The sequence below is a fragment of the Candidatus Zixiibacteriota bacterium genome (assembly GCA_017999435.1).
Taxonomy (GTDB): domain Bacteria; phylum Zixibacteria; class MSB-5A5; order GN15; family FEB-12; genus JAGNLV01.
Window position 1 is genome coordinate 81,375 of record JAGNLV010000003.1, and the last position, 12,905, is coordinate 94,279.

At 66.2% G+C, this 12,905-nt stretch carries 12 protein-coding genes; 1 reads left to right on the forward strand and 11 read right to left on the reverse strand.

Annotated features, from left to right (window positions below; genetic code table 11):
• Window positions 1-81: 81 nt before the first annotated feature.
• The 11 genes from KA261_08510 to KA261_08560 are packed head-to-tail and all read right to left on the reverse strand — an operon-like array spanning window position 82 to window position 11,958.
• The gene (locus tag KA261_08510; protein ID MBP7697837.1) at window positions 82-2,112 is read right to left on the reverse strand and encodes a hypothetical protein; all 2,031 of its coding nucleotides are present in this window, start codon (window positions 2,110-2,112) and stop codon (window positions 82-84) included.
• The gene (locus KA261_08515; protein ID MBP7697838.1) at window positions 2,109-2,636 is read right to left on the reverse strand and encodes a hypothetical protein; all 528 of its coding nucleotides are present in this window, start codon (window positions 2,634-2,636) and stop codon (window positions 2,109-2,111) included. The genes KA261_08510 and KA261_08515 overlap by 4 nt, the downstream gene beginning before the upstream one ends.
• The gene (locus tag KA261_08520; GenBank protein MBP7697839.1) at window positions 2,633-4,966 is read right to left on the reverse strand and encodes a hypothetical protein; all 2,334 of its coding nucleotides are present in this window, start codon (window positions 4,964-4,966) and stop codon (window positions 2,633-2,635) included. Before KA261_08520 ends, KA261_08515 begins: the two co-directional genes overlap by 4 nt.
• Window positions 4,963-5,802: a PHP domain-containing protein gene (locus tag KA261_08525; GenBank protein MBP7697840.1), complete on the reverse strand. Its 840-nt coding sequence runs from the start codon at window positions 5,800-5,802 to the stop codon at window positions 4,963-4,965. The genes KA261_08520 and KA261_08525 overlap by 4 nt, the downstream gene beginning before the upstream one ends.
• Window positions 5,803-7,335 carry a glutamate formimidoyltransferase gene (gene ftcD, locus KA261_08530; protein ID MBP7697841.1) on the reverse strand — a complete coding sequence of 511 codons (1,533 nt, stop codon included), beginning with the start codon at window positions 7,333-7,335 and terminating at the stop codon, window positions 5,803-5,805.
• Between the two features lie 17 nt (window positions 7,336-7,352).
• Window positions 7,353-8,312, reverse strand: a complete 960-nt coding sequence (locus tag KA261_08535; GenBank protein MBP7697842.1) for a hypothetical protein — start codon at window positions 8,310-8,312, stop codon at window positions 7,353-7,355.
• 2 nt (window positions 8,313-8,314) lie between these two features.
• Complete coding sequence (locus tag KA261_08540) at window positions 8,315-9,154, reverse strand: DUF3108 domain-containing protein (GenBank protein MBP7697843.1); 840 nt, start codon at window positions 9,152-9,154, stop codon at window positions 8,315-8,317.
• Complete coding sequence (locus KA261_08545; GenBank protein ID MBP7697844.1) at window positions 9,138-9,644, reverse strand: low molecular weight protein arginine phosphatase; 507 nt, start codon at window positions 9,642-9,644, stop codon at window positions 9,138-9,140. Before KA261_08545 ends, KA261_08540 begins: the two co-directional genes overlap by 17 nt.
• Window positions 9,641-10,276, reverse strand: coding sequence for a threonylcarbamoyl-AMP synthase (locus KA261_08550; GenBank protein ID MBP7697845.1), 636 nt, complete (start codon window positions 10,274-10,276; stop codon window positions 9,641-9,643). The genes KA261_08545 and KA261_08550 overlap by 4 nt, the downstream gene beginning before the upstream one ends.
• Window positions 10,266-10,910, reverse strand: a complete 645-nt coding sequence (locus tag KA261_08555) for an SPOR domain-containing protein (protein MBP7697846.1) — start codon at window positions 10,908-10,910, stop codon at window positions 10,266-10,268. Before KA261_08555 ends, KA261_08550 begins: the two co-directional genes overlap by 11 nt.
• A complete protein-coding gene (locus KA261_08560) occupies window positions 10,879-11,958 on the reverse strand; it encodes a mannose-1-phosphate guanylyltransferase (GenBank protein ID MBP7697847.1) in 1,080 nt (359 codons plus the stop codon). The genes KA261_08555 and KA261_08560 overlap by 32 nt, the downstream gene beginning before the upstream one ends.
• A gap of 196 nt (window positions 11,959-12,154) precedes the next feature.
• On the opposite strand from KA261_08560, the gene KA261_08565 reads away from it, so the two are divergent.
• Complete coding sequence (locus KA261_08565; GenBank protein ID MBP7697848.1) at window positions 12,155-12,871, forward strand: outer membrane beta-barrel protein; 717 nt, start codon at window positions 12,155-12,157, stop codon at window positions 12,869-12,871.
• Window positions 12,872-12,905: the final 34 nt, after the last annotated feature.

Here is a 12,905-nt window from a genome sequence, read left to right on the forward strand (position 1 = left end):
ACCCCGCAAGATAGGCGCCGCCGGCGGTCGGGCAAGCACCTTCTGCGCCGAGGTTTCACGCGCCGCCGGCCGGGCGCACGGTCAGTCCAAAAAGGACCATTCAAATCCCAAATAGAAGTACCGTCCCGGAAAAACCAGGTAGTCCCGCTGGCTGTACGCACGCGAGAGGACATTCTCGAAGACAAAATGCATGCGGTAGTCGTCGTTGAGCATGAACGAGAGCTTCCCGTTGAAAACCGGATCTTCGCCCAGGTTCTGCTCCACGTACCCCTGATAGGGCCCGGTGTAGACGACCTCCCCGTAGGCGTAGAGGTTGAGCCTCCGCTGCGGCCAAGCCACGTGGAGTTCCAGCCCGGAGAAGGCCTGGTATTCGGGTGCGTACGCCCGGTCCTCGATCTTCTCGTAGTCCAGCCAGTGGTAGGACACGCCGCCGCGAAAGGCGGCGAACTCACCCAGGCTGAGGCGCGGGGTGACTGTCGCGGTGACGAAATCGAGGGTCGTGTTGACCGGCCGGAAAACGAGCGCGGCGGCGGCCGGTTCGGGCGCCCACTCGATGCCGTCGAAGATGCGACCGCCGGTCACCGCGAAATTGACGTTATTGCGGACGGTGCCGAGCTCGAGCACCAACGAACCCACGAGCTGCCGCTCCCGCTTCAAACGCTCGTCCCCCTCCTCCGCGTAGAGATCAGACCCGCCGTAGAGGGGCGACTGCCGGGCCGGAAGATGCAGCTCGTTCAGGCTGGGCGCGCGGCCGGCGAACCCGACCGCCAGCAGCACCATCCCGTGAGGACCGTCCCGGAACACCGTCGCCGTTCCCCCCGGCAGAAGCGGGTAATTTTCGACGACGCCGATCTCGGCGGTGAGAGCATACCGCCACCCGGGCGAGAGATCGGCCAGGCGGAGAGCGAAGGAACCGCTCAGCCGCTCGATGTTCTCGCCGCCGGAGTCGTACTCGAGAAAGGAACCATCGAGCGAAACCGAGACGAGATGGCGGCCGGCCAGCCAGTCGCCGTGCAGGAACCCGCCGTGGCCGGTCCAGTTGAGGCGGTGCTTGAGCGGGGCCGCCGTCCGGCCGGTGTTGGCCAGACCGTGGCGCTCGTGCCGATACCCGAACTCATACCGCCGGGTACCGGCCTCGTTGTCGTTGGTGAACATCGCCTCCGCGGTCCGGTTGAACCGATCCCGTTCGAGCGATGCTCCGCCGACATCGGGGCGCACCGCCAGCGGACCCTCGGTGTCGTAGAGCCACCCCCAGGTGCGCAGGCCGGTGCGACCGAGGAGCGGGAAATAGAAATCGCCGTAGTAGCTGTACTGGTCCGATTCGCGCCCGGGCGACACGCCGTCGGCGTTGCGGTACTCGACCGCCGCATCGACCGTCCGGCCGTCGCTGAACAGCTTGCTCAGGCGTCCGCGCACGTGGGCGTACCCGAACCCGCCCTGGTTGACCAGGAAAGCGCTGTGGTACTTCCGGTCCGCCGGCCGGTAGGGCCGGGTGACCAGCGAGGCGATCGCGCCCGCACCGCCGAACAGCTTCCCGACCGGTCCGGCCAACAGGAAGATGTCGTTGTCGAGCGCCGTGGGGACGGCGTTCATGTCGACCATGCCGTCCGGCTCGGCAATGTGCTCATACGGGCCGAGACGGTGGCCATAGGCGATGAGATTGAGCCGGTCATTCATGAGGCCGAACGGCGCCACGGTCGAGCGCATCGGAACAACCTGGTGGCTGAGCACGAAGAAGGACGGATCCAGGCGGAAGTAGTCGCCGGCATCATGGTACCAGGAGCGGTCCACCGCCTTGCGCATGTTCATCCGCGGGCTGGTGAAATAGTCGACAAGCGAGTCGAAGGGAGAGAAAGACGGCGGGCGCTGCGCCCGCATCGATTCTTCCTGGTGCTGGCGGTAGCGCTCCTCGAACGACTGCCGGGCCCGCTCGGCGGCGGAGAGGGAATCGGCCGGCGGCGCGAGCGCGGAGTCGGCGGGGCGGGCGGCGGCGGTATCGAGAACCTGGGCGGTGTCACGGGGGGCGACCCCGGCGGTATCGCCGGGAGCCTCCTGCCCGACACAGGCGCCGGCGCAGAGCACCAGAATGGCCAGGAGAGCGCGGCGTGTCACTGAACGGCCCATCCTCGGTCATATAAGTAGCGGGCGGCCGGGAAAAGCAACGGGAAAATCACGGCGTTGGCGGCCAGCGAGATGCCCGCCCACAGGGCGCCGCCGACGAAACGCGGCCAGAAGGGCTGGAAGACCCAGGCGTCGGCGAGGTTGACCGGCAGGTAGAAAAGAACCGTGCAGAGCGCCGACGCGGCCAGCAGCCCGCCGGTCGTCCGCCACGACGGGCCGCCCCGCCCGACTGACCGCCGGAAGAGCGCTCCCACCACTCCCGAGCCGGCCGCTCCGACCACCTGGGCCACGGCTACCGGCGCCGCGGCCGGACCGTACGGATTGAACATCGTCCACAAGCCCATGCCCACTGCGCCCACGAGAATTCCCGGAACCGCCCCCCAGAGCAGCCCGGCGGAGAAGACAATGAAGAACACGAGGTTGACATTCGGGAGGTAGGAGGTCCCCCACGACAGCACGTACACGAGCGCCGCACTCACGGCCACCCGCGCGATCACCAGCGGCCGCGAAATCATCGGATAACGGCAACCTTTGTCGTGCTCTCCGCCAGCACCCTCTTGCGCGCACTCGATTCGTAAAGGCGCGCGACCGCGACGTAGGCGCCGGAGACGACGTCCCGGCCGGCGTCGTTGCGCAGATCCCAGTGCACCTCGTACATGCCGGCGGTCTCCCCGACCGGCTCCGCTCCCGACAGCGTCCGCACCCTCTCCCCGGCGACCGTGAACAGGTCCACCACGATTTCGGGGTCGGTCGTCTCCGGTTCGCCGTACTCGCCGAACGGCACGGTGAAGCGGAAGGCGACGTTGGTGTGATTCGGCAGAGCGGGGTTGACCGGGTTGGGATACGGGTAGAACCACACCGCCGGTTTGACCGGCACCGGCTCCGGCGGGACGAGATTAGCGGCGGCCAGGTAGCCCACGCGCATGGCGATGCTCGGATAGGTGCGATAGTGCCGTTCGTCCTGCGAGTAGGTCGCCGGCGAGAGGGCGACCAGAATGCGGCTGTAGCGGTCGGGGTTGGGAAACAACAGGCGCGTCACACTGCCGTCCAGAAGCGTGAACCGATCAATTTCCACTGAATCCGGGTAGTCCACGAAGTAGTACATGATGGCGATGCCCCACGGCTGCGGCAGCGGCGGCGACGCCGAACCGAGCGAGAGGTCGAGACGGAGCGTGCTGTCGATCGTGATCCAGTCGTACCCCGACTGCCCGTCGACCTGAACCGAATCGTCGCACCGCGTGTCGACCCAGAGCGTGCACTTGTAGTAGCGCGGCAGCAGCTCGACGTAACTGGTGTCGATTCCGTTCACAATCGTCGAACACTTTACGATCGAGAAGTCCCAATCCTGGGAAACGCTCCGGCGCACGCGCCCGCCGCACACCGAATCGGACCAGGAGTTGCAGACCCAGTAGGTCGTGTCGCGGGAGACGCAGCCGATGCGGAAGAAATCCCAGTCGGCCGTCTGCGGCACTTCGGTGGAATCGGTGCAGGCAGAATCGAGCACGCTGGTGCAGTTCCAGTAGGTCGTATCGGGCGGCACGAACTTGGTGCTGTCAAGGAGAATATACGCCGCGCCGTTGTGCAGCGGGTTGAGCGGGTTGTCATTCGCGGGCACCGTGTCCGGATAGGTGGCGGTGCGCATGAGCCTGGCCGGATTCAGCTCGGGGTAGGCCTGCCGTTCCTCGTAGCCGACATACTGGGGAACCGGGTCCGCGTGCGTTCCGGTGAACCAGTTCCAGATGCGGAACTCGCGCATCGCCTGCGGCCACTGCTGGGCGCCGGCCGTGAACGTGTCGATCTCGGCGTTGGCCGCCGTCAGAAAATCTGGGCCCGGCCCCAGCTCCTCGCACCCTTTCCAGATCGCGTAGATCAACGTGTCGTCGTAATACTGCTCGAGGAAAATCGGGCAGATGCCGTTCGCATACGGCTGCAGATCGTAGTACGAGTTGAACTGCTGCAGCGACAGCCGGGGGTCGGCGAAGAAGTAGGGCAGGTAGTTGTAGTAGTCGTTGATGTCGTCGTAGAGCTTCTCCTCCATCCACACCGACGACATCTCCATCCAGTACCGCGCCACGACCGTGTCGGTCGGCTGAAGGTAGACAGTCCCCTCAAAATAATCGAGAGCGAACTGCACGGCGTGGAAATACTCGTGTGCGGCCGTGACCCGGATCGCATCGAGGGGCCGCCCGGCGTAGTCGGGGAGGCCGTCATAGTTGCGATCCAGCGCCATGAACGAGGTCGCCCACATGGACTCGGGACCGGTCAACTCCTCGGGCTGCGTGTATCCGTAGGCGCCCGCCCCGATGTCGAGCAGGTAGACGTCGTAGAGCGAGTCCCCGCCGCCGGCGTAGAAGTCGTCCCGCGGCGGCGCCGGGTAGCCCAGGACGCCGACGATGTTGTGGTGGACGCTGTCGAGAATGACGGCCGTGGCCTCGACATAGTCCGGAATGGAGTTGCCGTTGTTGTCGGTCAGGATGACCGCCGAGTCCCCGACCCGGGTGTAGTGGACTTTGAACCGCTGATCGGGGCTGACGAGCGTCTCCTCGAGCCGGAGGACGGGGCGCAGCGACTGGTCGATGCCGGCCGCCTGCAGGAGTTCCTTGTCGATCCGGCTGCGGTTGTTGAGCAAATCGGCGGCGACCGCCATCCCGCACTTCACGATCGGCGCGCCGTCCGGGGTCAACTGCACCCCCTCGCCGAGCGCCTGGGCCGGAGCGGGCGCCCGCCCGGTGATATAGAGGTAGGCGTCGATGATTTCCTCCTGGCGCGCGCGCGACATCGGCTCGGCGGCCGCCAGGCCGGCCAGGAGGACCGGCGCCAGGACCAGGGCTATGCTGTGTCTCACAGGGTATCCTTTCGTGCCTGCGCCCGCTGCCGGAGCGCATCGAGATACTCGGCCGGCACGCGCTGCGATCCGATCGCCCCGTAGCGCCCTTCGCGCCCGTGGAAATCGGAGCCGCCGGTGACGAGCAGACGGTGGCGTTCGGCCAGGTGGCGGAACTGCTCGGTGTGCCGCTGCTGGTGCGACGGGTGGTGCATTTCGATGCCGTCCAGGCCGAGCCCGGCCAGCAGCTCGAGGTGCCGGTAGGTTTCATCAATTTGCGGGTGGGCCAGAACGACGACGCCGCCGGCCGCGTGAACGGCGCGGATCGCCTCCGCCGGCGTGAAGTTCTGCTTCGGGACATAAGCGGGTTTGCCGCCGCCGATGTACTTGTCGAAAGCGCTCTGGTAGGCCGTCACCAGCCCCCGCTCGTGCATCGTCTGGGCGATATGCGGACGGCCCACTGCCGCCTTTCCGGCCGTTGCGGCCACTTGCTCGTAGCTCAGGGAGATCCCCAGTTCGTTCAGCCTTTCTACGATCTGCCTCGCCCGCCGGTTCCGGCGCTCGCGGAACGCGGCGAGCGCCTCGCCGAGCGCGGCGTCCTCCGGGTCGAACAGGTACGCCAGAAGGTGCAACTCCCCCCCCGCGCTCTCGACTGACAGCTCCAGCCCCGGGATCAGTTCCGGGTCGCCGGGCCGGAGGAGTTTGCGCGCCTCGCGGTACCCCTCCAGGGTGTCGTGGTCGGTGAGGGCGAAGGCCGCGAGCTCGGCCTCTCGCACCATGCGCACCACCTCGGAGGGCGCGTAGAGGCCGTCCGAGCAGTCGGTGTGCAGGTGGAGGTCGATGAACCGGCGCACCATCTACAGCTTCGCCTCGACCAGGTTCCGGATCTCCCCGGCGATCGCTCTGCCCTCGGCGGCGATGGCGGCCGTTTGTTCGCGCAGGCGGCGGGCAAAATCCTGGTCGCGGAGATTGGTCAGGTTGATCCGGACGTTGTACCCGGCCCCTTCGATGGCCGACATCCCCATCAGCCCGGCCACCCCGGCGTCGGTGATCGAATTCTGGTTCCCCTTGGCGGCGACTGTCCGGGCCAGCCGGAGCACCTCGAGTGATTTCTGCATCACGGTCAGCGGCACCTCGGCGGCATGCTTGGTTGCCGCCTCGACCGCCGCCTCCCGCTGCGCCTGCTCCTCGTCGGTCCCCTTCGGCAGCTTGAACGCGGCCATCACGGCGCCGAACGCCTGCTCGTCCTCGACTATGAGCTGCTCGAGTTCGGCGCGGAGGGCGTCGGCCCGGTCGCGCACCCCGGCGAGCTCGTCCTTGACGTCGGCGTAGGCCTTCTTGCCGACCGTGAGGCGGGACACCATGGCCGCCAGCGCGGCCGCCAGCGCGCCCGCCGCGGCCGAGACCGAACCGCCGCCCGGGGCCGGGGCCGACGAGGCCACCTGGTCGAAGAAGCTCTCCCGGACCTCGGCGGCGTTCCCGCCGCCGCCCGCCATCTTGAGCTTCTCCTCGAGGATCTGGTTCTTGGAGAAATTCTCCAGGCGGAGGTAGAAGTCGGCGACCGCGAGGATGGCGTCGTTGGGCACCAGGCCGATGATCTCCGACGACGTGACCGGTACGCCGTAGCGGTCGGCCTCCGACTTGATTGTCTCGAACACCCGGAAAATGGGGGTTTTCGTGTAGTTCACCAGGTTCATCGAGATCTGGACCTGGTTGCGCGCCTTGATGTCGAAACCGAGGGCTTTGACGAAGCGATAGCCGCCGGTGAGCGAGCGCACGGCATCGGCAATCCGGTCGGCCACGGTCTTGTTGTTGGTGCCGAGATAAACGTTGAACGCGACCAGCGGGAAACGGACGCCGATGGCGGTGGCGCCGGCGCGGAGATTCATCTGCGCCGGGCCGTAGTCGGGCTGCCGTTCCGGGTCGGTGGCGATAGTGTCGCGGATGCCTTCGTATTCCCCCTGGCGGACGTTGGCGAGATTCTTGCGGCTCGGCCGGGTGCGGGCGTCCTCGTAGAGGTACACCGGGATCTGCAGTTCCTCGCCGACCCGTTTGCCAAGCTTGTGGGCCAGCTCGACGGCCTCCTCGATTTCCATCTCGGAGATCGGGATGAAGGGGCAGACGTCGCAGGCGCCCATGCGGGGGTGTTCCCCCTGGTGGGTGCGCATGTCGATCAGCTCGGCCGCTATCCTGTATCCCTCGAAGGCCGCATCGACCGCCCTGGAGGGGTGGCAGACGAAGGTCACCACGGCACGGTTGTGGTCCTTGTCCATTTCCTTGTCGAGAAGCACGACCCCGTCAACCGAGGTGATGGCGGCGCAGATCGCATCGATGACTTCGGGCCGCCGCCCTTCGGAGAAATTCGGAACGCATTCCACCAGCTTGGCCATTACCAACTCCGTCGTCGTTACTGTTCGCAGGCTCGGCGGAGGCCCCACGCCAACAGGGGGATCATCACTTCATGGTGTCCGACGAAGTTGAACCCTTTGCCCGCGAGCGCGGTCGGCCGGTTCACCACGTTTACCGCCGGACGGTAGTGCGCGATCATGTCGAAGTTGGCGGTCACGAGCCTCCCGGCGCCGCCGCGGAGGTTGCGGGCCACGGTCAGCGCCTTGAGAAAAACTTCCGGCAATATAACCGCTGACCCGATATTTGCAATAGCCCCGCCGGAGTCAATTTCGCCGCAGACAGTGCAGAGGATGCGGAAGTCCAGATGGGAGGCCGCCCCGACCGCCGCGCCGTCGAAATTGGGGTGCTGGGCGACGATGTCGGTGCCGATGCCGACGTGGACGGTGGCCGGCCGGCCCAGCCGGTAGGCCTCGGCAAACAGAGACAGGGCGCGGTGCGGCGCCTGCCGCTCGGTGATGAACCGCCCCACCGCGGCGCCCAGCCCGACCCGGTTCGCCGCCGCCAGCGCCACCGCCCCGGCGAAGAGGTCCCCCGTCTCGGCGACCATGCCGAAACTGCCGTCGGCCAGCCCCGCCTGCACATCCTCGGAGGTCCCGCCGAAGAACGCCAGCTCAAGATCATGGATGACGCCCGCCCCGCTGAACGACAAACCGGTGACGATGTCCCGGCGCATCAGGTCGATGAGGATCGGCGAGAGGCCGACTTTGATCAGGTGGGCGCCCAGAAGCAGGTGGAAAGGCCGGCCTTTCCGGCGGGCCTCGGCGACGAGGGCGATGAATTCTTTGAGATCGGCCGCCTTGAGGAACCCGGGCAGGGACTCGAAGAAATCGGCGCCGTCGGTCTCGGCCATCGGCCGTCCCAGCGCCTCGATGGTCGTCTTGTTGGCCCGGCGGGCATAGGGAATGCGCGCGACGCGCGTCAGATCGGCCGGGGCGGGCTGTGGCTTCTTGGCGGCCATGATCAGAATTCGTCGATGTCGCCGAGCGCGAAGTCGGTCAGTTCGGCGCTGATGGACCCGACGATCACTTTGGATTTCATGAGCACGGGCATCTTCACGCGGTCGTCGGTCAGCCACACTTTCAGCCGCCCCTCATGCTTGAACACGCCCGAGGCCTGGAGGATCGGTTCGACGACCACGCAGTCGAAAGTGCCGGCTTTCACCGTGACCCGCTCCTTCTCCAGAACCCGCACCTCGAGCGGATAGAGCTTCCCATCGGTGAAATTGTCGATATACAGCGACTTGCCCACCTCGAGCGGCTGCGTCCGCACGTAGTAGAGAACCGACAGCGGATCCTGGCAGAAGCGCGGGACGGCGACGGTGTCTTTGCCGTAGTAGACGGCGCCCTCGCGGTGGTTGAACGTGTACTGGCGGTTCGCCCGGTAGCTCCCCTCGCGGAGATCCTTCTCGAAGCGCCAGGGGTACAGGCCGATGGCGTCGGTGATCGATTCCACCCGGTCCTCGACGCGGAAGAAGGTCGAGAAGAAGCTGTTCGACTCCGCCCGCGTCTGGATCTGGTAGCAGGGGCGGCCCTCGTATTCAATGAGGCGGGCCACTTCCATGGAGGCGGATCCGGCGTTGATGAAACCGTAACCGACATCAAACTGAAGGCGTTCGCCGACGCCGAAAGCGACGTTGTCGATCGGCCGGTCGAGGGAATCGGCGGATTCGGCCGCGACGTAGGCGGAGTCGCCGGCCGCGGCCCCTTCAATCTGGGCGGCGGTGAAATAGATCAGCGGGGCGAGCCCCGCGAGGATGAGCATTCCCACGACAGTCACCTGGATTTTAGTCTTTCGCGGCATTGGCCTTCTCGTCGATCCTTTTTACTATTTCCGGCAGGTGTTTGCCCAAATACTCGCCGATTTCGAGGAAGGTTTCATTGTAGCGGTCGAGCGCCTGACCGATGGGATCTTCGACTTCCTCCCCGGTCGGGCCGGGGTCGGGGAAGTTTTTCAGCAGGAAGGTTTTGTCCTTCGCCGCCGGGCGCATCCGGACCACTTCCTGGACATGGCGGGCGGACATGCCGAAGATGAGGTGTGCGCGGTCGATCAGGTCGGCGGTCAGGGGTCGCGATTTGTGTCCGGAGAGGTCGCAGTTCCAGATTTTCGCCGCTTCAATCGCGTACATCGTTGCGGGGTAGCCAGTTGCCGCCGACGCGCCGGCCGAGATCACCTCAAATGCGCCCGGCCGCTGCTTCTGCAGCAATGTGCGCAACGCCGCTTCCGCCATCGGTGAGCGACAGGTGTTGCCCGTACAGACAAACAGAACGGTAAATGGTTCGTGCATGCTCATCCCCTTACTACGCGGTCGATCTCCGCCGGGTCGATCGCCCCTTCCCGGAGCACTGCCGGCGGCACAATGGTGCAGTCGATTACGGTCGAGGGCATCCCGGTCAGCGGACCGCCGTCCAGGTATAAATCGACTTCATCGCCAAAGATTTCCACAATCTGCTCGACCGTCTCGTTCTCTTCGTCGCCGGAGATGTTGGCCGAGGTCGCCGTGACCGGATACTCGACCCGTTCCATGATCGCCTGGATGACCGGCGAGGCGGAGACGCGCACGCCGATCTTGCCGACCGGGGCGATGACGGGGTGCCAGGATCCCACGGCCGGGAGCACGAGGGTGAGCGGACCCGGAAGAAAGATGCGCGCGAGGCGCAGGGCGGTCGGCCGCAGTTCGGCATAGTGGGTGATCATCTCGATAGTTCCGACAAAGATCGAAATCGGTTTCTCGGAGGCGCGGCGCTTGGCGCGGGCCAGTCGGTCGGCGGGGATCTTGCGGTCGGCGCGCGCCAGCAGACCGTAGCGCGTTTCGGTCGGCGCCACCACCAGCCCGCCCCCGTCCAGCACCGTCACCGCCTCGTTGATCAATTCCCGCGCCGGCGCCTGCGGGTCGATCTCTTCCACCCGCGGCCTAGTCGCCATCCGGCGACCCCCCGCCGGCCGGCAGCGTATCGGCGCCGGTCGAGTCGCCAAGCGCGGGCAGCCGGCTGGTTTCATCGTAGAGCGGCGCGGCCCGGCGCACCGCCGCGGCCGCCGCCACCACCCAGGCATCCGGGTAACCCGCGGTGCGGGCGCGCTGGGCGTAGCTCTCCGCCTGGTACCGGTCCGGGAACGCGCCGACCCGCACCTTGAAATACGGCACTTCGTAGTCCATGGTGACGGGGCGGTCGAAAATTTCCTCGGCCACCCGCCGCGCCTGGCGGGCCTCGGCGAACAGCTTGCTCGTGAACAACTGCACCTTGAACACCTGGCCGCCGAGCGCCGCGGTGCTGTCGGCGGCGCGAAGGGCGGCGCTGTCGGCGGCGTCGACGGCGCCGGCATCCGGCCCAACCACCACCGTTTCGCTGCGCCGGTTGGCGGCCGCCGGCGGGTGCGCGGCCGGCACAATCTCCCGGTCCTGCGGAAGGTCAAGCGGGTCGAAACGCAGGGTGTCGCCCGGCGCCGCCGCCTCCGCGGCCCCCGCCCCGAACGTCCGCTGCTGCCAGCGGCAGCCGGAGCCGAGCAGCAAGGCCAGCGCCAGCAGGCTACAGATACTTCCGGTACTCTTCCGACTCATTAATCTTCGCCAGCAGCTGCTTGATGTCCTGCGACCGCGTCCGGTGCGCGACCAGAGTGATGTGGTTCGCCTTCACGATGATGAGGTCGGACACGCCGAGCGTGGCCACGAGACCGTCACCGTCGTTGTAGATCGTCGTTTCGAAAGACTCGTGGGTGACCGCGTCGCCGACGATGACACAGTTGTCGCGATCTTTCTGTTTGTACCGCTCGAGCGCCCGCCAGTCGCCGACATCGTCCCAGATAATGTCGGCCTTGATTGTCAGGACGTTGTCGGCTTTCTCGAGCACGGCGAAATCGATCGAGATGCCGTTGGCCTCGGCGTAGAGCCCGCGGCACGCCTCGGTCTGCCCGGGCGTCCCGATATGGCGGGAGTAGTCGTCGAGGAGCCGGCCGAGATCCGGCTGGCACTTGCGCATCGCCTCGAGAATCGCCCGCGCCGACCAAATGAACATGCCGCTATTCCAGAGGTACTTGTTGCTGTAGTAGTAGTCGAGCGCCACGGCCGCCCGCGGCTTCTCCGTGAAACCGGAGACGTAGTGGACGGGGATGCTGTCCTGGAGCTTGTAGAGGTCGCCGAGTTTGATGTAGCCGTAACCGGTCTCCGGCCGGGTGGGGACGATGCCGATCGTGATCAGGCTGTCCTCCTGGGCGGCGATGGCGGTTCCGGCCTGGAGGATTTTCAGCAGTTTCTCGGCGGGGCGGATGAGGTGATCGGCCGACAGCACGACCATGACCGCCTCGGGATCCTCCTTGGCGAGGTGGGCCGCCGCCAGCCCGATCGCGGGCGCCGTGTTGCGTCCGACCGGTTCGGCCAGAATGTGCTCGTCCGAGATGGCGGCGCAGTTTTGCAGGATGTACGGCCGCATCTCTTCGCCGGTGACGATGCGGATGCGGTCGCGCGGAATAAGCGGGAGCACCCGGTCAATGGTTTCCTCGAGCATCATCTTATTCGAGGTCAGCCGGAGAAACTGTTTCGGCCGTTCGATGCGCGAGAGCGGCCAGAATCGTTCGCCGCGGCCGCCCGCGAGAATAACCCCATACACCACGGTCGGACCCTTTCCCTTTCGAGCTAATTGGTTGATGATATCAGGGTTAAACGGACTAGTCAAGGAAAGATTCCGCCGCCGGTCGCCCCCCGTCGCGCGGCCCGACCGCGCCCTGTTTTCTCTTTCCTTGGCCGCCCCTCCGACCTATTCTTGGGCGAAACGTCCGACTCACAAACACCTGTTGGAGGAAAACGATATGCCCGCACGACGGCTGATTGGGATCGGCGCGTGTCTGCTGGTTGCGGGGGCGATGGTCGCTCCCGGCGCCCCGCCCGCGATGGCCCAGGATCAGAACTTCCAGGCCGGCCTCCATTTCCTGGCCGGGCTGCCGACCGGCCAGTTCGACGACCTCGTCGGCGACAACGCCTACGGGATCGGCGGCCACTTCCTCTGGTCGCCGCCGCGGTCCCCCCTCGGTCTCGGGCTGTCGCTGGGATTTCTCAATTTCGGCAGCGAGTCGCGGCGCGAACCGTTCTCCCGAACTATCCCCGACGTCAGGGTCAAAGTCACGACGAGCAACAACATGTTCCAGGGGCTCCTGTTCCTGCGCACGCAGTACCGGAAAGGGGACTTCCGCCCCTACGCCGATGCGCTCGCCGGATTCGATTATTTCTGGATGGAGACCAGCGTCAAGGACGAAGACGAGTCGGAGGATATCGCGAGCTCGACCGACCACGATGATGCGGCGTTCACTTACGGCGTCGGCGGGGGCGTTATGATTCGCCTGCATTCGGGCCAGTCCGGCGGCAAGCCGTTCGCCCTCCTGCTCGACCTCGGCGCGCGCTACCTGCGCGGCGGCGAAGTCGAGTACGCGCGGCACAAGGACATCATCGAAGAACAGGTGACCTACGACATCGTCACCACCGAGAGCGACCTGGTGGTGATCGCACTCGGGGTCACCGGCACATTCTGACGCGGCCGGCCCGCGCCGACCGGAAAGGACTCAC